The sequence below is a fragment of the Vibrio diazotrophicus genome (genome assembly GCF_038452265.1).
In the GTDB taxonomy this organism is placed as follows: Bacteria; Pseudomonadota; Gammaproteobacteria; order Enterobacterales; family Vibrionaceae; genus Vibrio; species Vibrio diazotrophicus.
The window spans coordinates 1,530,623-1,552,680 of record NZ_CP151842.1 but is presented as its reverse complement, the minus strand read 5'-3'; the positions used below and the strand labels follow the sequence as shown (position 1 = coordinate 1,552,680).

The window sequence follows — 22,058 nt, the reverse complement described above, 5'->3', positions numbered from 1 at the left end:
CTCCAATCAGAGCACCAAGCCACCGTCGATTTTTAGTACTTGTCCGGTAATGAAACTCGACTTATCACTTGCCAAAAACTCTACGCCATTGGCGATATCCTCGGTGGTTCCCATACGCCCTAATGGTGTTTTTTCTTTCATCATATTGAGGACTTTTTCAGGCAGATCCTCCGTCATTGGTGTTTCGATAAAGCCCGGAGCAACACAGTTTGATCTCACTTGCGCTCCTTTACGTGCAAACTCTTTCGCCCAGCTTTTGCTCATTGCAATCACGCCACCTTTGGTTGCTGCGTAATTGCTTTGGCCAATGTTGCCATCGGTACCAACAACAGAAGACATAGTGACGATCGAACCATAATTGTTTTCCATCATTAAAGGGGCAACCGCTTGAGTAACGTTAAACACCCCCTTCAAATTGACATCAATGACTAAATCCCATTCCGCTTCTGTCATTTTTTCGATAAGTGCATCTCGCGTGACACCTGCGTTATTTACCAATACATCCACTCTTCCAAACTGTGCTTGAATACTGGTGATAAGCTCTGCTACTGCTACTCTGTCGCAGATATTAATAGTGACAGGCACCACTCGCTCAATATGAGAATACGCTTCCATCAAGGCCTTATCATTCATGTCCAACGCGTAGATCATTTCAGCGCCTTGAGTATAAAAACGCTCAACAATCGCTTTACCGATTCCTTGTGCGGCGCCTGTGACAATGCATATCTTGTTTTGAAACATATTTACTGACCTTTTGTTTTATCTTTTTTATTGAAATGTAGGGGTTTAATCCGCTTCTGATATCTAGTCTGAGTGCAGATTTAATGAAAATATGGGTTGGAAAATTGCGCTATCCATCGTTGTTAACTCAGCGCTAATCAAAGGCTTAAAGGCCATGTGATGGAGAATGTCGCGCTCCACATCAATACCCGGAGCAACTTCTATCAGCTCTATACCTTGCGCTACCATCCGAAATACCGCCCTTTCAGTGATATAAAGCACTGGCTTATTCGCTTTTAATGCCTGATGAGCACTGAAGGTGATTTGCTCGACTTTGGAGATGAACTTACTTTGGCTACCTTCAGTAGTGATTTGCAGTTGCCCGCCTTCCACCTGAACATCCAAACCTTTGGCGGTGAAAGTGCCGCAGAAATACACCTCTTTGGCGTTTTGCGTGATATTGATAAACCCGCCACAACCAGCGATTTTGGTGCCGAATCGGGAAACATTGATATCACCTTTGGCATCACATTGAGCAAGCCCCAAAAACGCTTGATCAACACCACCACCATCATAGAAATCGAACATTTGATCTTGCCCGATAATCGCATCAGGAAATGCGGAAGCACCAAAATCTAATCCACTGGCTGGAGAACCACCCACGGCGCCCGGTTCCACTGTTAATGTGAATGTATCCAGAATGCCCGCTTGCTGAGCGACTTTCGCAATATATTCAGGCGCACCAATGCCAAGATTAAGTACCGAGTTCGCCTTAAGTTCCATTGCTGCGCGTCGGGCAATAATGGTTTTAGCATCAATGACCGGTTCAACCGTCTGCTCAACATGTGAGGCTAGAATTTTGCTGTGCGATGGTTTGTTGCTTCGCCCAATAAACTCAGGGTTCATTTGGGTTGCGAACGTCTGCATGTGCTCGCTTACGTCTTCACACACCACAACCGCATCAACGAATATGCCCGGAATTTTGACCAGATGTGGGTCTAGCTTACCCGCTGGCACAATTTGCTTAACCTGAACAATCACTTTGCCATTGTTGTTGGTCGCAGCCTGCGCCGCTGCGAGGCTTTCAACAATCAGACACTCATCTTCCATGGTGATATTGCCGTTTTCATCAGCGGTGGTGCCACGTAAAATAGCGACATCAATAGGAAGCTTTTTATAGAACAGATATTCTTCACCGTCGATTTCGATCAATCGAACCCAGTCTTGAGAAGTAATAGAATTAAGCTTGCCACCTTCGATACGCGGGTCAACGAAAGTGCCCAATCCAACTTTGGTAAACAAACCGGGCTTTCCGGCTGCGCTATCACGCAACAAATGAGAAATTACGCCTTGGGGTAGGTTGTAACCTTCGATCAGATTATCGACCACCAGCTGTTGCAGCTTAGGTACAAGCCCCCAGTGTCCGCCAATGGCTCTTTTCACCAAACCTTGCTGTGCAAGATGGTTAATCGCTCGTGATTTACCATCGCCCTGACCGGCAGCAAAAACCAGAGTGAGATCTTTCGGCAAACCTGACTGTTGAAACCGTTCACCAATCGCTCGTTCGATGGCTTCTGGCACCACGCTACCAATGAAGCCTCCGAGCATGACTGACTGCCCGTTTTCAATCCATTGCGCTGCTTGATCTGCTGTAAGTTTCGTAACCACAATTCACCTTCCTTGATTCGATGAATTTCAGGTTAGACATAAAGGAGCATTTTGATAATTGCACATATAGAGATTGTGAATTTCGAATTTGCAATAATCATCCGAGCTAGAACATCCCTTCGCTGCGCATAGCACTCACTCGCTCTAACAAGTACTGTTTGAAGCGAGCACAACGTTCGGGCATCGGCGAGCGAGGTCGATACAAAAGGTCAATATCAAAGCTGGCACAGCGATAGTCAGGCAAAATCTGAATCAAATCGCCGCTTTCAATGCATTTGTGCACCAGTGAATGAGGCAGATAGGCAATTCCCGCGTGTTCCATTGCGAAATCGAGCAGCATTTCGCTGTTGTCACACTCTAGTGTGTCCTGAATAGTGACGAATTCTTGCTTGCCATTCAGTTCAAAGCTCCAGCGTGTTCCCCCCAATAAGGTTCTCGCATACAGGCAACGATGCTGTGTTAAAAACTCAGGGGTTTCAGGCACACCATGTTCCTGCAAATACTGTTTTGAAGCACAGAGATAAAGTGGCTCAGTAAGAACGCGCTTTCGCACAAGCAAAGAATCAGGGGAGATATCACCATCGTAATTGGCTGTGGCTCTAAAGGCAAAATCGATTGTGAGAGGGTCAAAGTCTCCTGCTTCAATAAAGATGCGAAAATGCACCTGAGGATGCATCTCCATATATTCCGCCACAATTTTGGTCAGATATTGGCGCGCAAACAAAGGCGTTGAGGAGATCTTGATTTCACCTTGCTGCTCAGCCGCAAGATTCTGTACCTCTTCGCACAAGTTATTGATATCCGGCAGCAGCGGTGAAAAGCGTTCATAAAGAAGCTGCCCTGCCTGAGTCGCCACCAGCTGTCGGGTACTTCTTTTAATAAGCTCAACGGACATGGCTTCTTCAAGCTCTTTCACCCAGCGGCTTCCTGCTGCAGGAGAAAGTCCTTGTTGAAGAGCTGCTTCGCGAAATGAACCTGTTCTCAGTACCGCACAGAAAAAGACGATCTTATCCAAGATAGGTTGGCGACTGGACAACAATTTTCCTGTCATCAACTTACCAACCCTTTATCTAACGCGAGCTTAACCAGTGCTGCTGTAGAAGTAGCGCCGAGCTTTTTCTTAATTCTCAGTCTGTGAGTTTCAACAGTTCTCACACTGATGTGCAGAGTATCGGCAATATCTTTATTACATGCGCCACTGACAATAAGTTTAAGGACATCAGATTCACGCTTGGAAAGCTCATTGTCTTTTGGCTCTGGCTTGTCGTTGATTTGTTCTAGAAGACGATCGGAAGCCTGAGGGCACAAATACGATCGCCCTTGGGCGACCTGATTAATCGCCATCACCAACTCTTCGGAACCCACATCTTTCAACACATAGCCCTTCGCTCCCGCTTTTACCGAGCGAACCACATAGTCTTTGCTGTCGTGCATCGACAGCATAATCACTGCCGTTTCTGACTTAGATTGGGAAAGTTTTTCCAGCATCTCGATGCCATTCATGTTGGGCATATTAATATCTAACAAAAGCACATCGGGTTTGAGAGTGAGTGTCGCTTTGAGTGCATCAGCTCCTGTGCCGACGCAAGACAGAATCTCAAGGTTTTCTTCTCTTTCTAGACGCGATTTTAAACCGTCCTGCATCAGGCGATGATCATCGGCAAGTACCAACTTAATCATACAAACTCCATATTTAAGCTGACGCGAATCTCAGTACCTTCGCCCTGTATACTTGATACGGCGAACGTACCGCCAATGGCATGAATACGATCCTTCATATTCTGTAACCCCATATGTTCCAAATTTGGTTTATTGCGTTTACCCGGTTTTGCAATGGTGGGTGTAATGCCAATTCCGTCATCACTCACCGTTAAAATCAGTAGTTGCCCTTCGCGCTGCATAATGATGTCCACGCCTTGCGCCTGAGCATGTTTTTCGACGTTGTGCACTGCTTCCTGAATGACTCGATACAAGGTAGTCTCAACCTCTTGAAGCATCTCCACACCTTCAATGTCATGCTCAAACACCAGTTCAAGCTCGGTACGTTGGCGCATGTCGTTGATATAGGCTTCAATACCTGCCACCAACCCTAAGTCGTCCAATTGCGGTGGTCTCAAGTCTCGTGAGATCCTTCTCAATTCGACAATCGCTTGTTCCATCACTTGCTTGCTCGCATCGAGTTCTCTCACCTGTTTTTCCTGATTGAGCTCTTTGCCAACGTTGTCCAAACGGTACTTGGCAGCAACTAAAAGTTGGTTAACACCATCATGCAACTCGCGGGATACACGCTGTCGTTCATTTTCCTGAGAATCGATGATCTGCTGATTCAACACACTCAACTGCTCATTCGCTAAGCGTCGTATGTTTAAGTTCAAAGAAGCACCTAGAGCAGCAATAACCGTGATAGAGATCAGCATGACAAAAAACAGCGCGCTGCTGGTTCTGCCTACGTTTTGATCGTAGCCGTTTTGCATGTGGGCAACTTGATGTTCTATATCGTCGAGATAGACACCAGTCCCAACCATCCATTGCCATCTGTCCAATGAAATGGCGTAACTGAGTTTAGGCAGTGGTTCTTTGGTAGACGGTTTGTGCCATAAATAATCGACAAAACCGCCGCCAGCCCTGCCTACGCGAATCAGTTCTTGCAGCAGTTTTTTACCTTCTACATCCTCAACTTCCCACCAATTAAGACCGATACGTTCAGGCTGATAAGGCAACACAATCGCATCACCCTGCCAGTTATAGGCAAAGAAGTAACCATCTACTCCATATGTTAACTGGCTCAACTTTTCAGCAACTATTTGCTTCGCGCGTTCATCACTTAACGACTCGTCTAGGTAGTAAGGCGTGATGCTTTTCACTGCCATTTCTACGTACTGTTTCAGTTCTTGTTTTTTGGCCGCCAGAATATTATTTCTGGTGAGTTGAACTTGGTCTTCAACTAATTGTTTTGCTTGGCTAAATAGGATGGCAGCGACAATCGCAACCACAATAATCAAGGGGACAATCGACAGTAAGATGATATTAACCGTTAGCTTTCTGTTCCTGGTAAAGCCCATATTTGCTTCCAATTCTTGTACGTAGTTTTACTGATTCGTCCTGTCAAAAACTGCACATACTACCGACACAATTTGCGCAATTTCACCAATAGAGCATCTGTTTACCCCTGCTTATACTCAGCCCAAATGTAACATCAAATTAACATCGTTAAATACGAAATGTTCACATTTATTCGCACATAAAAACCAAACAAGGATTACGTTATGAATTTGAAAAAAGCTGCCATTGCAACTGCCATTGCTTTAACGTCAGTTGGACTCTCGCTAAGTGCGCACGCTGAAGACAAGAAGATTCTGCTGAAAACTCCGATTGCTTTTGGCAGCCACTTGCCTGCGCTAGGTACACCAATCCAGTGGTATGCAGACCACATCACACAGATGTCTGGCGGCACGGTAAAAATGAAAATCTATGAGCCAGGTAAACTAGTGAATCCTGCTGAAATTTTGGATGCAGTATCGACGGGTAAAGTAAATTCTGGTTATTCAACAGCAGGCTACTGGCAAGGCAAACTGCCTGCCTCTGCTCTATTTTCTGCGGTTCCATTTGGTCCTGAAGCGGGTGAATACATGGCCTGGATATACTTCGGTAACGGTCTGAAGCTCTATCAAGAAATGTATGACCAAGGCGGCTACAACGTAAAAGTTCTGCCTTGTGCGATCATTTCACCTGAATCTTCAGGTTGGTTTAGAAAGCCGATTGAAAAACCAGAAGACTTGAAAGGTTTGAATATGCGTTTCTTCGGCTTGGGTGCTTCCGTGATGGAGAAACTCGGTGCGGGTACCGTACAACTTCCTGGGGGGGAAATCTTTGGCGCGCTAGAAAAAGGGGCTATCGATGCATCTGAATTTTCTCAACCAGCCATCGATGAGCGTTTAGGTTTCCACAAAGTTGCGAAATACAACTATTTCCCTGGCTGGCACCAACAATCCACCATCTTTGAACTGTTGATCAACAAAGATACGTGGAACGAAATGAGCGAAACGCAGCATGACGCCATCGAAACGACCTGTATGGCATCGATGACCTACTCGATCGCCGAAGGTGAAGCAATTCAATTCACAGCGATGGAAAAAGCGAAGCAGAATGGCGTAGAAATTCGCTACTGGAACAAAGAGATGTTGGATTTGTTCAAGAAAACATGGCTAGAAGTAGTTGAAGAGAAAAAATCTGCAGATCCTTTCTTCAATAAGGTGTGGGCTGACCTAAGCACATTCCGTCAGGGATATGCATTGTGGCAAGCGAACGGTTTCCTACCTCGCGCAACTCTAGAGTGATCCTTACATACATCGGAAATATGGGCTGGATTTGGTCATCCAGCCCTAATCAGGCAAGGAGAAAGCTATGAGTAAGGTGTTATGCTCAACCCCACCTATCCCTGTTTACTACCACATCGAAAGATTCGTTAAGTCCACAAGCAAATTTATCGCTTGGACCAACGTCATTCTTATCGGTGTCATTGTTCTTCAAGTCATTCTGCGCAAAGTGTTTTCTAACGGTCAGATTACCTTAGAAGAGTTGCAATGGCATTTGTATGCGACTGCCGTCATGTTTGGCACCGCGTACGCGCAAATATGCAATATGCATGTGCGGGTCGACCTTTTTTATCACAAATTTAGCGAGCGCAAAAAAGCGATGATCGACCTTTTAGGTCTGCTATTTTTGGCCGCACCCTTTGTGATTGTGGTGATCATCCATTCCTACGACTTCACCTATGAGTCTTGGCGTGTCAATGAAAGCTCCGCTTCACCTTCTGGTTTACCTTATCGCTGGTTAATCAAAAGTGTTATCCCAATCAGCTTCTCACTGTTGCTGCTTTCCATGCTGGCAAAAGTGCTGCGCAATTTAGAGATCATTTACAAAGGAAATAGCCATGGAACCAAATGAGTGGATTGTAATCGCGATGTTTGGCTCGTTTATCCTGCTTCTATTTACTGGGATTCCTGTAGCCTATGTTTTAGGTGGCATTGGCGTATTCTTCGCGGGTGTTGGATACCTAGCCGATATTTATCTCGATACTTTTACCGGATTGAACTTCACTAGCCTCGGCTTAGTGGTGAATCGCATTTACAAAATCATGGATAACTGGATTTTGGTGGCACTTCCGATGTTTATCTTTATGGGTAACATGCTCGATAAATCCGGTATTGCCGAAAAACTGATGGCATCCATGCAAGCTCTGTTTGGAAAAGTGCATGGTGGACTCGCCGTAACTGTTATGGCTATAGGTATTATTCTCGCAGCGTCAACAGGAATCATCGGAGCTTCAGTGGTTCTGTTAGCGGTAATGTCACTGCCAACCATGATGCGCCAAGGTTACCACTTACCTCTCGCACTTGGTACAGTAGCCTCTGCTGGCACTCTGGGAATCCTCCTTCCACCTTCAATCATGCTGGTTATCATGGCTGACCAACTTGGGCTTTCCGTTGGCGACCTGTTTATGGGCGCTGTAATTCCGGGGCTATTGTTAGGTCTGTTTTACATCCTCTACATATTGTTTGTAGGTAAGATGAACCCTGTCAAAGCACCGGTTCCTGAAAACATTCAGCCAGTAGAGTGGAACTTGATTCTGCAAGTGTTTAAAGATATCACTCCAACTGTGTTACTGATTTTTGTTGTACTAGGTTCTATTTTCGCGGGTATCGCTACACCGACCGAAGCATCCGGTATTGGTGCGCTAGGAGCAACATTACTTGCGGCTTACAACAAGAAGCTCAACCTGAAAGTGGTCAAAGAAGTGGTGTTGGCATCCTATGGCACAACAGCTTACATCTTTATGATTTTCTTAGGTGCTTCTTGTTTTGCGCTAGTGTTGCGCGAACTGGGTGGCGACGAACTGATTGAAAGTTTCCTAAGTGGATTACCGTTTGGTCCATACGGCATTATTGCGTTTATATTGATGATTGTTTTCTTCCTTGGGTTCTTCCTAGATTGGATAGAAATAACCTTAATTGCGCTGCCATTACTTGCGCCTGTGGTGAGAAGTTTAGGTATCGAACTGGATGGTCACGGCGTGGTTGATGACCCGTCGTTGGTTTGGTTTGTAATGTTAGTGGCTATGGCGCTTCAAACCAGCTTCCTAACACCGCCAGTGGGATTTGCGCTGTTCTATCTCAAAGGTGTTTGCCCAGAAGGCGTAACCTTGAAAGATATCTACCGTGGCGTAGTACCTTTCATTGTGATTCAGTTGATAGCTCTGGTTTGTCTCGTCGCTTGGCCACAACTGGTATTGTGGTTCCCAAGTGTGGCTTATGGATAGTTAGCCCCCAATAGATTGACATCGATAAACATAAAAGCCAGCGATCATCGCTGGCTTTTCTATGTTCTCTTTCTAACTATTTACTTGATTAAATTAAGCAATCTTAGTTAGCCAATTGTGTGTATCTGGTGCTTTACCCCACTGAATGTCGTTCAGTGCTTGACGAAGTTTCTGTGCAATTGGGCCAACTTCACCGTTACCTACTTTCACATCTTCACCGTTGTGAATCAAAGTACCAACAGAAGTCAGAACTGCAGCTGTACCAGACAGCATTGCTTCTACACCCGGTTTCGCTGCACGCTCTAGAAGTTCTTCTACAGATACTTCACGTTCGCTTACTGTCATACCTAGATCTTTAGCAATAGTCAGGATACTCGAACGAGTAACACCGTGTAGGAAGCTTGAATCCAATGCTTTAGTGATGATTTCGTTACCATCAACCAACAGGAAGTTCGCCGCACCTGTTTCTGTAATATAGCCGTTTGGACAGAACAGAACTTGGTCAGCTTTGTATTTTGCTTTTGCTTCTAGTGTCGGAGAAAGCGCACTTGCGTAGTTACCGCCACTCTTGATCATACCCATGTGCGGCGCACAACGTTGACCTGTTTCGTCAAGTAGAAGACGCAGCGCACTTGCGCCACCAGCAAAGTAATCGCCAACAGGAGAAAGTAGCACATACATCATAGATGAAAGAGATGGCGCTGCCGCTTTACCTACCGCCGCTTCAGTACCAATGTGAGTTGGACGAATGTACATCGAACCCGGAGGCGCAGGTACTTCTGACGCGAACTCTGCAACAACATCAACAATCATCTTTGAAAGTTGTTCTTTGTTCACTTCTGGTAGAGAAAGTAGTCGGCTGCTTTGAGCAAAACGCTCGACGTTTTGGTCCATTCGAAAGACGTGCACGCTACCGTCTTCGTGACGGAATGCTTTTAAACCTTCAAAACACGTACTTGAGTAATGCAAGACGTGAGCACCCGGATGAAGCGAGATGCTGTCAGAAGCTACGATTTCTGCGTCTGACCATTGATTATTTTCGAATGTTGCTAATGCCATCTTAGGCATAAATACAGTACCAAAAGCCGCCATATGTTTTCCTACAAATAAATTACTACTAAAGATAAGTCCGTTAAGTCTGGGCTGGCGATGTGAGATGCATGTCCAATACTTAGTGTTCTGATACTAAAACAAGTTGAACCCGTAAGAAAAGAGGTTTGTTGGATTAAATACTCATTAACACCAATTAATAGTTTTTTTACAAATCAAGCCATGCCTAAAATGGTTTAAATTAGGATGTGTATAAAACTAATCGTAGTTTATGCGGTCAGTAATATACTGAAATCAAAGATACCCTGACTCAAACTCTTAAAGGATGGGTATGCGAGTTGTCATCAAAAGGAAGATGCCGTGTTTAGTTCTTTTTTTCCAAAACCCAAATTGTTTTTTCTGAGCTTTGTTCTTTGGGCTCTCGTTTGTGTTATTGGCTGGTATACCGTTATTGAGGATCTTGGCCCTCACCTCAGTCTGGCTCATATTTTCGGTGTCGATTACCCACCAGCATTAGCTGAAGGTGCAAGTGAGGCAGCCGCGGCTGAATTTCAAGCAGTGACACAATCTGCAATCAATGCATGGCTCTATCAGTTTATGACTGTGTGTTATGCATTGTTCATTGGCGGATGGATGGTGCTTGGTGGACAAAAATGGGCAAAATGGTCGGTACTTGGTTCAGGCTTAATTGTGTTCATTACTTGGTTCCAAGTGGAAGTCAGCGTCATGCTTAACGAATGGTACGGTGACTTTTACAACCTGATTCAAAAGGCACTGACAGCACCAAACAGTATTACCCTCACAGAGTTCTATTCTGAGCTATCAACGGTAATGGTGCTGCTGATGATCGCCATCATGGTGGCAGTTGGTAACGCCTACTTTGTCAGCCATTTTGTCTTCCGTTGGCGAACCGCAATGACCGAGCATTACACCGCAAGATGGGAACATGTTCGTCACATTGAAGGTGCTGCGCAGCGTATTCAGGAAGACACCATGCGTTTTGCCAGCATTATGGAAAACTTAGGCGTTCGCTTGCTCAACTCCGTAATGACGCTGATCGCCTTCCTGCCTATTCTTTGGGGCTTGTCTGGTTACGTCACCACGCTTCCGTTTGTCGGAGAAGTACCTCAAGCGCTGGTTTTCGTCGCTATTATTTGGTCGATTTTTGGTACTGTGCTACTTGCGTTTGCGGGTATCAAACTACCGGGTCTTGAATTTAACAACCAGAAAGTAGAAGCGGCATATCGTAAAGAATTGGTTTACGGTGAAGACTATGAAGATCGCGCGCATCCACTGACTTTGGAAGAGCTGTTCGGCAATGTTCGCCAAAACTATTTCAAGCTTTACATGCACTATGTGTACTTCAACGTGGTTCGCTATGGCTACTTGCAGTTCGGTGCTTTTATACCGTTCATTGCTCTTGCACCTTCAATTGTTGCTGGTGCATTTACGCTTGGCGTGATGCAACGAATCATGAACGCGTTCAACCAAGTAGAGAACTCTTTCCAATACTTAGTCAACTCGTGGACCACGATTGTAGAACTGCTGTCTATCTACAAACGTCTTAAAGCGTTTGAACACGCTTATGAAGAGAAAACTGCAAGTTTGGTCGAAGCAAAAGAAATCAGTTAAACATAAAAAGAACCCCACTCATGTGGGGTTCTTTATTTATCCTGTCGAGGGTTCAAAAAGCAATTCTCATCAAGCGTTAAAGCTGCGAATCATCTCAATAAAACACGCCAAACCAATCTCAACATCAGAGGTTAACACTTGCTCTTTGGGGTTGTGGCTGATGCCTTTTTCACAGCGAATAAACAGCATAGCTGTATCAGTCAAGTCAGCCATTACCATTGCATCATGCCCAGCGCCACTTGGCAGAAAACGGGCAGATGAATTGGTGACTTTCTCAATCGCAGAGGCCCACTTCTGTTGCAGCTTGTTGTTACATTGAACCGCTTTTGCTTTGTAGATGTTTTCATACTCAAAAGAGAGTTTACGTTGCCGCGCAATATGTTTGAGTTGCTCCAGCATCTCATAGGTCGCATTCTCTAATGCTGATTGAGAAGCGCTGCGGATATCAATTGTAAATCTCACTTTGCCAGCAATTACGTTTACCGCGCCGGATACAATTTCACACTTGCCAACGGTTGCCACAACGCCCTCATCTTTCGCCAATTTCTCAATGGACAGAATCATTTCAGCAGCGCCAGTCATCGCGTCTTGACGTAAATGCACAGGTACCGTGCCCGCATGCCCAGCGATGCCTGTCACTTCACATTGAAAACGCTTTGCTCCAGCAATACCCGTCACCACACCTACAGCGAGATTCTCCGCTTCAAGTACTGGTCCTTGCTCAATATGCGCTTCCAGATAGGCTTGTACTTCTTGCGCCTGACGCGCATCACTACCCGCTTTTGCAGGGTCAAGACCAAACTCTCGCATCGCCTGTGCCATGGTGACACCGTTCGCATCAGTCACCTCTAACCAATTGGAATCAAAGCAACCAGCGACCGCACTTGAGCCAATTAACGTGGTGTTAAACCGTGTACCTTCTTCATCAGCAAAGGCAACAACATCAATATGAAAAGGAAAGGTTTCCCCACGAAGCGCCGCCAGTGTTTCAATGGCGAGTAAGACACCTAAGTTACCGTCATATTTGCCAGCGTTTACCACCGTGTCGCTATGAGATCCTAAAATCAACGTTGGCTTGGTCGGGTTGGGTGATACTTTTCTTCCCCACTGATTACCAACGCTGTCTTGCCATGTTTGTAAACCTGCTTGTTGCATCCAGAGCGATATTTGATCATGAGCCGCGCGATGTTGTGGTGTTAAATACGCACGCGTTAAGCCCGTTTCACTCTCGCTGAATGAAGCAAGTACATCCGCTTGCTCCATAAGTCGTGCAGCGCGACTTTGTCCTTCCATCTCATTAAGAACAGTCATAACACTCCTACTACTGATAAAATGCCATTGCCGCAGCAACAGCTTGACCCGGATCGATTTTCGCTTTGTGCTTAATCAGCAGCGCTTCTAACGCAGCCAAAGTTGAAAGTACGCACTCTTGGCGAGCGTTATAACCCATTGTGCCAATACGCCAAATCTTGCCATGTAACGGGCCGAATGAAGTACCAATTTCGATACCAAAGCGGTTTAGCAGTTCGAGTCGAACCACATCACCATTCACGTTTGCGGGGATATAAACACCGACAACGTTGTTCATCTTGTATGTTTGATTGCCGAACAGCTCAAGCCCCATCGCACGCAAACCTGCCACCATAGCATCACCTGCCTGTTTGTGGCGCGCAATCACCTTGTCTGGGCCTTCTTCAAGGAAGAGTCGCGCACATTCACGAGCGGCATAAAGCATGCTGGTCGCTTCTGTATGGTGGTTAAGACGTTCTGGGCCCCAGTAATCCATGATCATTGCTAAGTCGAAATAGTTCGACTGAATCATCGCATCTTCACCTTGGGTATGGTGATCGGCACGAATACCAGCTTCAACGTGTTTGCGTCGGTTAATCAACTCAGCACATCGATCACTTAAGGTAATAGGTGCCGAGCCAGAAGGACCACCGAGACATTTTTGCAAACCTGCCGATACCGCATCCAAATGCCATTCATCGACTTTGAGATCGTTACCCGCAATCGATGCTGTGGCATCACAGTAGAACAGAACACTGTGACGTTGACAAATCTCACCCATCTCTTGCAACGGCTGATTCATGGTGGTGGATGTATCGCCCTGAACGGTGGCAAGTAGCTTAGGCTTGAAGGCTTTAATTGCTTGCTCGACTTTCTCCGCTGGACATACTTCTCCCCATTCAATATCGATGGTTTGAACCACAGCCCCGACGCGTTGCGCTATTTCACACAGCAGATGACCAAATCGGCCAATCACCGGAACCAACACTTTGTCACCCGGTTGAAGGACCGACACTAATACCGCTTCAATCCCAGAGCGCGCAGTGCCATCCACCAACATGGTTTGTTGGTTATTAGTGAAAAACACGCCGCGATACAGCGACTGAACTTGGTTCATGTAACCTGTCATCACAGGATCATACTGGCCAATCAATGACTGAGAGATAGCTTGATGTACACGCGGATACGCGTTGATTGGGCCCGGCCCCATAAGCAGTCGTTGTGGCGGGTTGAGCGTTTCAAACAGATTGCCAGTTGAATGCAATTCATTATGGGCTGTCATTTTATTCTCCAAGTAAATAAGTTCCATCGCTACGAGGATCACTGGTCGCCAAGGCTTTTCCATGCGAATCAATAATGATTGCGCCAGCGTGTCCCATTAATTCATTGTTATCAGCCACGTAAGTAACATCGTGACCTTTTTGTTTAAGTTGTTCTCCGTACTGGTGATACAAAGACTCTTCTAGACGTAAGTTGTTGGTTGGATCACCCCATGTACGACCCAACAACCATCTCGGTAATGCTACCGCTTCATCCAACCCATAGCCCTGATAGTGATATCGGCTAAACAAACATGCCTGCGTTTGTGGTTGGCCTTCTCCGCCCATAGTGCCGTAAACCATACGGCGGTCATCATCTAACTCTGCGTAAGCTGGGTTTAATGTGTGGAATGGTTTCTTACCACCCGCCAACACGTTGTGATGTTTGGCATCCAAAGAGAAGCTTTTCGAACGGATATTCCATAATATGCCAGTACTTGGCAGCACAAGACCTGAGCCGAACTCCCAGTAAATACTTTGAATAAAGCTCACCATAGTGCCGTACTGATCGGTAGCCCCCATCCAGATGGTGTCTCCCGGTTGCGCTTGGTGTGGCCAAGGTAGCGCCTGTTCCATAGACACTTGCTCAGCGCAGCGATCAATCACCGATTCATTGAGCCACTCTTGCAAAGGCTGAGTCAGATACTCTTCATCACATACTTCTTTATCGCGAATGATGAAGGCTTGCTTGGTTGCTTCCACTAACAGGTGAATATGATCAACTTCGCTTTGTGCTTGTGAAGCGAGACGATCATAAATCGCCAGAATCAACAACGAAGCCACCCCCTGAGTCGGTGCTCCAAAGTTGTACAGTTTACCTTTCGAGGTGTTTACACTCAGTGGTGCCATTACCTTGGCTTGGTGGTGATGAAAATCTTTTAAAGTAATAGGGCTGTCTGCCTGCTGAAGTTCTTCAGCCGCACTTTTCGCTATCTCACCACGATAAAAATCATCCAGCCCGTTTTCTGCTAGAGTTCTGAGCGTTTCGGCTAACGCCTGATTAGTGACAATGTCACCTACTGTAAGTGTTTTTCCTTCTTTCAGGAAATGTTCAGCAAACGTTTTGAGCTGAGCTAATCTACCGAAGGTTTTTTCGCTGGCATTGACTAAGCTTTGAGTCACTTCGACGCCTTGCTGCGCAGCTTCAATGGCTGGTTCTAGTAGCGTATGCAAACTGATATCGGTTGAGTCCAGTTCTAGCGCCTTTTGCCACGCAGCAACAGTGCCTGCCATGGTAATCGCCGCTTCACCACCAAATTCCGGAAGTTGTTCACCTTGACTGCGGTAGTGTTCAACATCAACCTCCAACGCAGCAGAACCGCAACCATCAATGGCGACGGGAGTCTGCCCTTTCTTGGCGATCAACCAAAAGCTGTCACCACCGATGCTGTTCATATGTGGATACTGCACAGCGATCATTGCTGCTGCTGCAACCATAGCTTCGCTCGCTGTTCCGCCTTGGTCGAGAATCTTCTGACCTACTTGAGCGGCCATATAATGCGGAGCTGTGAAAGCGGTTTGATATTTCATTTACTATCTCCTTGAACAAGCTTTTCTCCTTGAATCAGCGCTTCGCCGGTCGTAATCAGGTCTTCTTCACGATTCGTTAAGCCCATAACGGAAATGCCGCATGGCCCTTCTTGCAATCCTCGCATGGGTAAATGCAGTTGCGGTAAACCACTTAAGCCCGCAATACTGGTTAACCCCATCAACTGCATCCGGTAAGTGGCTAATGCCTCACCAGACATAGTGAGTGCCGGTGGTCCCGATGGTGTAGTCGGGATCGCCCAAACCAGTGCATATTCAGTCAGGTGATAAGTAATGAGTTCTTTGAACTTCGCTTGCTTATCCATGGCTTGTAAGTAATCTTGCTCGGAAATGGTACGTGACCATTTCACTCTCTCTAAAATGGTTGGGTCTAAACTTTCGCCATGTTGCTCAAGCCATAAACCGTGCTTTTGAATAATCTCAAAACCTTGAATGGTTCTGAACAGTAAGCTTAGGTCACTCAGTTGCCAGCCGTTCTCATGCAACAGATCGCCACATATCAACTCAATATCAGCTTGTTTACACCAGTGTTTCAGGCGAGCTAATCGCTCTTCACTGAGCACTTGAGCGCACTGATTGTCCAAATACAGATGTGTGGCACTGTGACTTTCTGATTTTGACCCAGACAGCACACGCCAAACTTTGCGTAGTAATGGTAATTCGCGACTGAAAATGCCTGCGGTATCGAAACTTTTCGACAACTCAAAACAAGCGTGAAGATCAAGCGAACCGAGTGTTGGACGAAGACCAAACAAACCACAATAACTGGCGGGAACGCGAACCGATCCTCCGGTATCTGTTCCGATTGAGAAATCACACTCGCCGTTTGCAACTGTGACTGAGCTGCCACTAGACGAACCGCCGGGAATACAATCGGGAGCGGCAGGATTAACTGGCGTACCGTAATGGATGTTCTGTCCGTTTAGGCTGTATGCCAGTTCGTCGGTCTGTACACGGCCGACACATTCAGCACCATTGTTCAGCAACTTTGATATCAATGAAGATGTGGTTGGCGCACAGGGATGCGTCGCCAACCATTGTGGATTTCCTGCGCCTGTTTTAAAGCCTTTAACATCAAACAAGTCTTTAAATACAAACTGTATGCCGCTTAGGCTTCCTCGTTCTTTGGCAGGTAACTGTTCTGGCCCTTGAGAGCAATAGACTCGACTATCCTTAGTCATTTCGCTTCCTTACTTTTTTAATTGTTTTAGTTTGTTACTGCTGCACCTTCTGTTTGGCGAGCATAGCGATTCGCTAATATTGCACAGTAGAAAATCTGAATTGGGTGGTAAAGCATGATAGGTAACAAGATCATGCCAAGTGTAGGATCGGTTCCAAATATCACTTTCGCCATAGGGATACCCGCTGCCAGCGTTTTCTTAGTTCCGCAGAACACCGCCGCCACTTCATCCGGCAGATTCATATTCACACGGCGCGCGCCCCATTGAATGAGATGAACCATAAAAAGAAGAACCACTAAACAAATAGCAATAGAACTTGCCAGCAGACCAATAGAGAATTCATGCCAGATGCCGTTCTCTACTGAATCACAGAATGCGTTATAGACGATCGCCAGAATGACGTACTTATCAACTTTGCCTACTGCACTTTTGTGTTTAGCGATCCAGCTAATAAGGTATGGACGAAGGATTTGCCCAACGATCATTGGTACCAGCAACAATTTAGCGATTGAAAGAACGGAAGCCATCAAATCAAGCTCCACCCCTTCCACGCCCATAAACAGTTGAATAAGAAACGGCGTGATGAAAACACCAATAATGCTTGAAAGTGAAGCGTTGAAAATCGCGCCCGGAACGTTACCTTTACCGACACTGGTCATCGCAACAGAAGAAGAAATTGTGCTTGGTAGTACCAGCAGATAGCAAAAACCGAAAGCCAAAGCCGCTGGCATATACGCCATGAATGCTTCACCAAAGATGACCCACAATAGTGGATAAACAACAAAGGTCGCCGCTTGAATGTACAGGTGAAGACGCCAGTTGGTCATGCCTGCTTTGATTGCCTGAGGAGAAAGTCCCAAACCGTGTAGAAAGAAGACAATGGCCACACCAATGCCCGTCAGTTGATCTAGGTGAATCCATCCTCCAGATTTACCTACATCTGAACTCACTGTTGCTAATGCAATAGCGACCACCATGCCAACAAGAAACCATTCCTTTTTCAACTTTTCTAATACTTTCATATATCGTGTCTGCTCTTTAATTATTCCCTACATTCCCATGTAAGCTTTTATTCGCATTAATTGTATACAATTATAAATACAAGTAGTGTGCCAAACTCACAAGCTACCATATCACTAGCTTACCGAATATTGTACACACAGTTTTGTGCACCAGAGTCGAACAAATGCTGCATCTTAGTGCAAGAACTTAGAAGGTTTGCAGCGTTAGATTCACTGGTGCTTACGGAAAACAATAAAAGTCTGTTTGGTATACATATTGCACTACTGCTTTGTATACAAACGTAATTAAAGAGTTCCGCATGTCTAACGACGAAATCATTTATCAAAAAATGCTAAAGGCCATTGTTGAACACCAAATTCCACCGGGTGAACGTCTGCCAGAAGACAAGCTGTCTGAAGCTTTTGGCGTTAGCCGTACTGGTATTCGCAAAGTTCTACAAAGATTAGCGTTGGAACGATTTGTCGTTATTCAGCCAAACAAAGGTGCGCAAGTTAACCGCCCGAGTCGCAGAGAAGCTTCTGAAGTCTGGGATAGCCGAATCATGCTAGAGCCTCTGCTCATCCCTTCAATCAGTGAGAACTGGAACGACAAGCTGTCACAGCAGTTTCGATCAATGGTAGAACTGGAAAAGCGAGCCAATCATAACGGCGATATGGCGCAAGCTATTCAGCTTACCGCTAAGTTCCATTATGAACTTGCGCGTGTCGGTCACAACTTGGTTCTGGCTGAGTTTGTCGAGCAGTTGTGTTACCGCTCATCTCTGGTTATTGCCGCTTATGGTACTCGCGAGAGTGTGAATTGCGACTGTGGTGACCATTCGAACTTAATAGATTTGCTCGATAGAAATTTGATCAGCGAAGCCCAAAATTGGATGCGCCATCATCTGGAACAGCTAAAGGCCTCTATTTCTTTAACCAGCAAGCAAGAAACGCATGTTGATTTCAGCAAACTCTTCACCTAGCAAATAACATAAAAACGTGGACGATTAGATAAGGAATTCGAATGAAAGATTTTAATCCTCGCGATTATATCGGTTACGGACGCGACAATGTCCCAGATGCCAACTGGCCAAACAAAGCAAAAATAGCCGTTCAGTTTGTTCTTAATTATGAAGAGGGTGGCGAGAACTGCGTGTTGCACGGCGATTCACACTCAGAAATTTTCTTGTCTGAGATAGCAGGCGCAGAGGCTTACTCTTCCCGCCACATGAGCATGGAATCACTGTATGAATATGGCTCTCGTGCGGGTGTATGGCGCATTCTTAATGAATTTAAAAAACGCGAACTGCCTTTAACCATTTTTGGTGTGGCCACCGCATTAGAGCGTAATCCTGAAGTGACCAAAGCGATCATGGAAGATGGACATGAAATCGCGTGCCACGGACTAAAGTGGATTCACTACCAGAACATGCCCGTTAAGAAAGAACGCAAACACATGAAACAGGCACTCGATATCATCGAACGCCTGACAGGTAAGCGCCCTATTGGCTGGTATACGGGAAGAGATTCACCTAATACGCGCGAGTTAGTCGCAGAACAGGATGGGCTCTTGTATGACTCAGACTACTACGGTGATGACCTGCCTTTCTGGACTCAAGTACCCAATAACCAAAAACCCGGAGAAACTCGGCCACACCTAGTGATCCCATACACGTTAGATACCAATGATATGCGTTTTTCCTCGCCCTACGGATTTAGCCACGGTGAAGAGTTTTTTCAGTATCTTAAAGAGAACTTTGATTGCTTATATGAAGAAGGCAAAGATAAGCCAAAAATGATGTCGATTGGCTTACACTGCCGAATCATAGGCAAACCAAGCAGGTTTATGGCGCTGAAGAAGTTTCTTGATTATGTGCAATCTCACGAAGGCGTTTGGGTTGCAACCCGCGAACAAATTGCCCGCCATTGGATCGAGCACCATCCGCCTAAGTAACCATCAAATATTGGTATATAGGTTCTGTCGCCGCTGAGCATCACCTTATTCTCAGCGGCTTGTTTTTCTTGCTTCCAATACTACGAGCTTGAGTCGTTATAAGCTTCAACAGTTACACCGTTAATCAGATAGCCCGCTTGCCCCAAATCAGACTCAACCATTTCCACATTCAATTTACCTACGATGTAAACCACATCCCAAAGCCCCTGAATAGGCACGCCCTTATCGAATTTTACGTAAAGGATTTGATTCGGTGGCGGAGGCGGAACATGAATACAAGCACCAAAATAAGGAACCAAAAGTAGTTCTGTTACCACTTTATCGTCCCCTTCCAACGGAATAACAAAGCCCGGAATACGCACTTGTTTTCCATCTAAGTCATCACGAAATCCTCCAGCCATATTCTGAGGTGGAGTATCACTATCGTGATTTAGCGGTGCTTTATTTGGTAACGGCGCAACATTGCGCTCAGCTTCTGGAATCAAGTCGATCCAATCCAAAGTGACAACATCAGAACTTGCGGTGTTGATGTCTTCTTGAGCATAAGTACCAGAAGCACAACCAAGTGCCAGTAATATTCCTAACGCGCTAATGCGGCCAAAACGTTTTAACAAAGTCAGTTTCATAAGTTGTAATTTCTATTGATATCAAAAAGATACGTTATTCATTGTTGCTAACAAAAGTACCCGCAGCATAAGACAGTAATATGACAATAATAAAAACTTCATCCATCAGTAACGCATTATTCATAAAGATGTTGGGTAATTAGACCCCGTTAAGCCTTTGAGCAACATGGAAATTCGAGAAAACAATTGGAGCCTATGCCCGTGAAAAGTAAAAAACTTCTATTAGTCAGTGGTATTTTGACAGCCCTAGCTGGCTGTTCTACACAGAGCCAAACCGCTGGTGTTGACGCGCCACAGAAAGATGACGTGTGGTTCAAACAAGCTCAGGCAGATATCGCAAAAGCAAAAGCGAACATGCCTATCGATAAACCCGCTAAGAACGTGATTTTGTTTGTTGGTGACGGTATGAGCGTAGGTACGATTACTGCAGCACGTATTTTTGAAGGCCAGCGTCGCGGTTTAATGGGCGAAGAATACCGCCTAAATATGGAAACTATGCCTAACATGGCTTTGTCAAAAACATACAATACCGATGCACAAACGCCAGATTCAGCAGGTACTGCTTCTGCAATGGTAACGGGTGTGAAAACCAAGCAAGGTGTCATCAGTGTTGATGACAACGTTAAACGTGGCTTCTGTAACACGGTAAAAGGCAACGAAGCGAAAACGGCTTGGGAAATGGCCGCTGAAAAAGGACTGTCTGTTGGTGTTGTGTCTACTGCACGTATCACTCATGCAACACCTGCAACCGCTTATGCTCACTCAGCTGATCGTAACTGGGAAAATGACGCTACGCTTCCAAACATCGCCAAGAATCAAGGTTGTGTGGATATCGCTCAGCAGCTGATTAGCTTCAACGAAGGCAAAGGTATGGATGTGGTATTCGGTGGTGGACGCCGCGAATTCCTGCCTGTCGATGTTGTTGACCCTGAAGGTAAAAAAGGCAAACGTAAAGACGGTCAGAACCTCGTTGAAAAATGGCAAACTCAGCACCCAGATGGTCAATATGTTTACGATCAAAAAGGTTTCGAAAGCATTCCAGCAGATGCAAAGAAAGTGTTTGGTCTGTTTGAGAGCAGCCACATGAAGTATGAAGCGGATCGCCGTGGCGACGAGCCTTCACTTGCTGAGATGACTTCAAAAGCAATCGACCTATTATCGAATAACAAAGATGGCTATTTGTTGTTGGTTGAAGCCGGACGTATTGACCACGCGCACCACGATGGTAATGCTGCTCGCGCACTTTGGGATGCTGTTGCTTATGACGAAGCAGTAAAAGCAGCACTGGATAAAACAAACCCAGAAGATACATTGATCATTGTAACCGCTGACCATGCGCACACGCTGATTTCAAATGGTTACTCAGAGCGCGGCAATCCAATTCTTGGTCTGTCTAAATCAAACGGTAAATTGAGTGTCGATGCTTACGGCAAACACTACACCACATTAAGCTACGGTAATGGTCCTGGCGCGGTTGAGAAAGGTGGTGCAGATCGTCCTAACCCAACTGAAGAAGAAGTGATGAACATTGATTACCGTCAACAGTCTCTAATCAAACTTGATTCAGAAACTCACTCAGGTGAAGACGTCGCTATCTTTGCTCGCGGTCCTCAGGCTTACTTGTTCCAAGGTGCAGTTGAGCAAAACTACATCTTCCACGTAATGAATGAAGCCTTAGGCTTAACGAAGTAATACCCCTATTCTTCATCTGAAAATTTACATCAAGCCACCTTCTTGAAACCAAGAAGGT

The 22,058-nt window shown here is 45.6% G+C and carries 19 protein-coding genes; 7 read left to right on the top strand and 12 right to left on the bottom strand.

Annotated elements, in window-relative coordinates; translation table 11 throughout:
• Positions 1–6: 6 nt before the first annotated feature.
• From fabG to AAGA51_RS07070, 5 genes are all read right to left on the bottom strand, one after another.
• The gene (gene fabG / locus AAGA51_RS07090) at positions 7–741 is read right to left on the bottom strand and encodes a 3-oxoacyl-ACP reductase FabG (RefSeq protein ID WP_042482631.1); all 735 of its coding nucleotides are present in this window, start codon (positions 739–741) and stop codon (positions 7–9) included.
• A 63-nt stretch (positions 742–804) separates the two neighbouring features.
• Positions 805–2,388 (bottom strand): acyl CoA:acetate/3-ketoacid CoA transferase, encoded by a 1,584-nt coding sequence (locus AAGA51_RS07085; protein ID WP_042482633.1) that lies wholly within the window; start codon positions 2,386–2,388, stop codon positions 805–807.
• Positions 2,389–2,494: 106 nt separating this feature from the next.
• A complete protein-coding gene (locus AAGA51_RS07080) occupies positions 2,495–3,439 on the bottom strand; it encodes a LysR family transcriptional regulator (protein WP_042482634.1) in 945 nt (314 codons plus the stop codon).
• Positions 3,439–4,068 carry a response regulator gene (locus AAGA51_RS07075; RefSeq protein ID WP_042482636.1) on the bottom strand — a complete coding sequence of 210 codons (630 nt, stop codon included), beginning with the start codon at positions 4,066–4,068 and terminating at the stop codon, positions 3,439–3,441. Before AAGA51_RS07075 ends, AAGA51_RS07080 begins: the two co-directional genes overlap by 1 nt.
• Positions 4,065–5,450, bottom strand: coding sequence for a cache domain-containing protein (locus AAGA51_RS07070; RefSeq protein WP_042482639.1), 1,386 nt, complete (start codon positions 5,448–5,450; stop codon positions 4,065–4,067). Before AAGA51_RS07070 ends, AAGA51_RS07075 begins: the two co-directional genes overlap by 4 nt.
• A 204-nt stretch (positions 5,451–5,654) precedes the next feature.
• On the opposite strand from AAGA51_RS07070, the gene AAGA51_RS07065 reads away from it, so the two are divergent.
• The 3 genes from AAGA51_RS07065 to AAGA51_RS07055 all read left to right on the top strand — a co-directional run bounded on the left by AAGA51_RS07065 (position 5,655) and on the right by AAGA51_RS07055 (position 8,707).
• Positions 5,655–6,725: a TRAP transporter substrate-binding protein gene (locus AAGA51_RS07065; RefSeq protein WP_042482642.1), complete on the top strand. Its 1,071-nt coding sequence runs from the start codon at positions 5,655–5,657 to the stop codon at positions 6,723–6,725.
• A 67-nt stretch (positions 6,726–6,792) separates the two neighbouring features.
• Positions 6,793–7,335, top strand: coding sequence for a TRAP transporter small permease subunit (locus tag AAGA51_RS07060; RefSeq protein WP_042482643.1), 543 nt, complete (start codon positions 6,793–6,795; stop codon positions 7,333–7,335).
• The gene (locus AAGA51_RS07055; RefSeq protein ID WP_042482646.1) at positions 7,322–8,707 is read left to right on the top strand and encodes a TRAP transporter large permease; all 1,386 of its coding nucleotides are present in this window, start codon (positions 7,322–7,324) and stop codon (positions 8,705–8,707) included. The genes AAGA51_RS07060 and AAGA51_RS07055 overlap by 14 nt, the downstream gene beginning before the upstream one ends.
• 93 nt (positions 8,708–8,800) lie before the next feature.
• Here the strand turns inward: AAGA51_RS07055 and AAGA51_RS07050 are convergent, their stop codons facing one another.
• Positions 8,801–9,799, bottom strand: coding sequence for a branched-chain amino acid aminotransferase (locus tag AAGA51_RS07050; RefSeq protein ID WP_042482648.1), 999 nt, complete (start codon positions 9,797–9,799; stop codon positions 8,801–8,803).
• A gap of 318 nt (positions 9,800–10,117) precedes the next feature.
• Here AAGA51_RS07050 and sbmA point away from each other — a divergent pair, with 318 nt between their 5' ends.
• The gene (sbmA, locus tag AAGA51_RS07045) at positions 10,118–11,389 is read left to right on the top strand and encodes a peptide antibiotic transporter SbmA (RefSeq protein ID WP_042482651.1); all 1,272 of its coding nucleotides are present in this window, start codon (positions 10,118–10,120) and stop codon (positions 11,387–11,389) included.
• Positions 11,390–11,458: 69 nt separating this feature from the next.
• Here the strand turns inward: sbmA and AAGA51_RS07040 are convergent, their stop codons facing one another.
• From AAGA51_RS07040 to AAGA51_RS07020, 5 genes are read right to left on the bottom strand one after another with little or no spacing between them, the layout of a single operon-like run.
• Positions 11,459–12,700 (bottom strand): allantoate amidohydrolase, encoded by a 1,242-nt coding sequence (locus tag AAGA51_RS07040; RefSeq protein WP_156102015.1) that lies wholly within the window; start codon positions 12,698–12,700, stop codon positions 11,459–11,461.
• Between the two features lie 10 nt (positions 12,701–12,710).
• Positions 12,711–13,961, bottom strand: coding sequence for a pyridoxal-phosphate-dependent aminotransferase family protein (locus tag AAGA51_RS07035; protein WP_042482653.1), 1,251 nt, complete (start codon positions 13,959–13,961; stop codon positions 12,711–12,713).
• A 1-nt stretch (position 13,962) separates the two neighbouring features.
• The gene (locus tag AAGA51_RS07030; RefSeq protein WP_042482656.1) at positions 13,963–15,528 is read right to left on the bottom strand and encodes a gamma-glutamyltransferase family protein; all 1,566 of its coding nucleotides are present in this window, start codon (positions 15,526–15,528) and stop codon (positions 13,963–13,965) included.
• Positions 15,525–16,727 (bottom strand): amidase, encoded by a 1,203-nt coding sequence (locus tag AAGA51_RS07025; protein WP_042482660.1) that lies wholly within the window; start codon positions 16,725–16,727, stop codon positions 15,525–15,527. The genes AAGA51_RS07030 and AAGA51_RS07025 overlap by 4 nt, the downstream gene beginning before the upstream one ends.
• 26 nt (positions 16,728–16,753) lie before the next feature.
• Positions 16,754–17,749, bottom strand: coding sequence for a bile acid:sodium symporter family protein (locus AAGA51_RS07020; RefSeq protein WP_042482662.1), 996 nt, complete (start codon positions 17,747–17,749; stop codon positions 16,754–16,756).
• Positions 17,750–18,048: 299 nt separating this feature from the next.
• On the opposite strand from AAGA51_RS07020, the gene AAGA51_RS07015 reads away from it, so the two are divergent.
• Together AAGA51_RS07015 and puuE are read left to right on the top strand one after the other, a co-directional pair.
• A complete protein-coding gene (locus AAGA51_RS07015; RefSeq protein ID WP_042482665.1) occupies positions 18,049–18,711 on the top strand; it encodes a GntR family transcriptional regulator in 663 nt (220 codons plus the stop codon).
• 41 nt (positions 18,712–18,752) lie between these two features.
• Positions 18,753–19,682, top strand: a complete 930-nt coding sequence (puuE, locus tag AAGA51_RS07010; protein WP_042482668.1) for an allantoinase PuuE — start codon at positions 18,753–18,755, stop codon at positions 19,680–19,682.
• Positions 19,683–19,762: 80 nt separating this feature from the next.
• On the opposite strand, the gene AAGA51_RS07005 is transcribed toward puuE, so the two are convergent.
• Entirely contained in the window at positions 19,763–20,308 is a 546-nt protein-coding gene (locus AAGA51_RS07005) for a DUF3299 domain-containing protein (RefSeq protein WP_081878677.1), read from the bottom strand.
• A gap of 201 nt (positions 20,309–20,509) precedes the next feature.
• Here AAGA51_RS07005 and AAGA51_RS07000 point away from each other — a divergent pair, with 201 nt between their 5' ends.
• Complete coding sequence (locus tag AAGA51_RS07000; protein ID WP_255209368.1) at positions 20,510–22,000, top strand: alkaline phosphatase; 1,491 nt, start codon at positions 20,510–20,512, stop codon at positions 21,998–22,000.
• Positions 22,001–22,058: the final 58 nt, after the last annotated feature.

Bases quoted from the DNA above. Each gene is read 5' to 3' on its own strand.
- fabG (WP_042482631.1), bottom strand. From the start codon at position 741: ATGTTTCAAAACAAGATATGCATTGTCACAGGCGCCGCACAAGGAATC.
- AAGA51_RS07080 (WP_042482634.1), bottom strand. From the start codon at position 3,439: ATGACAGGAAAATTGTTGTCCAGTCGCCAACCTATCTTGGATAAGATC.
- AAGA51_RS07075 (WP_042482636.1), bottom strand. From the start codon at position 4,068: ATGATTAAGTTGGTACTTGCCGATGATCATCGCCTGATGCAGGACGGT.
- AAGA51_RS07070 (WP_042482639.1), bottom strand. From the start codon at position 5,450: ATGGGCTTTACCAGGAACAGAAAGCTAACGGTTAATATCATCTTACTG.
- AAGA51_RS07065 (WP_042482642.1), top strand. From the start codon at position 5,655: ATGAATTTGAAAAAAGCTGCCATTGCAACTGCCATTGCTTTAACGTCA.
- AAGA51_RS07060 (WP_042482643.1), top strand. From the start codon at position 6,793: ATGAGTAAGGTGTTATGCTCAACCCCACCTATCCCTGTTTACTACCAC.
- AAGA51_RS07055 (WP_042482646.1), top strand. From the start codon at position 7,322: ATGGAACCAAATGAGTGGATTGTAATCGCGATGTTTGGCTCGTTTATC.
- AAGA51_RS07050 (WP_042482648.1), bottom strand. From the start codon at position 9,799: ATGGCGGCTTTTGGTACTGTATTTATGCCTAAGATGGCATTAGCAACA.
- AAGA51_RS07040 (WP_156102015.1), bottom strand. From the start codon at position 12,700: ATGACTGTTCTTAATGAGATGGAAGGACAAAGTCGCGCTGCACGACTT.
- AAGA51_RS07035 (WP_042482653.1), bottom strand. From the start codon at position 13,961: ATGACAGCCCATAATGAATTGCATTCAACTGGCAATCTGTTTGAAACG.
- AAGA51_RS07030 (WP_042482656.1), bottom strand. From the start codon at position 15,528: ATGAAATATCAAACCGCTTTCACAGCTCCGCATTATATGGCCGCTCAA.
- AAGA51_RS07025 (WP_042482660.1), bottom strand. From the start codon at position 16,727: ATGACTAAGGATAGTCGAGTCTATTGCTCTCAAGGGCCAGAACAGTTA.
- AAGA51_RS07020 (WP_042482662.1), bottom strand. From the start codon at position 17,749: ATGAAAGTATTAGAAAAGTTGAAAAAGGAATGGTTTCTTGTTGGCATG.
- AAGA51_RS07015 (WP_042482665.1), top strand. From the start codon at position 18,049: ATGTCTAACGACGAAATCATTTATCAAAAAATGCTAAAGGCCATTGTT.
- puuE (WP_042482668.1), top strand. From the start codon at position 18,753: ATGAAAGATTTTAATCCTCGCGATTATATCGGTTACGGACGCGACAAT.
- AAGA51_RS07005 (WP_081878677.1), bottom strand. From the start codon at position 20,308: ATGAAACTGACTTTGTTAAAACGTTTTGGCCGCATTAGCGCGTTAGGA.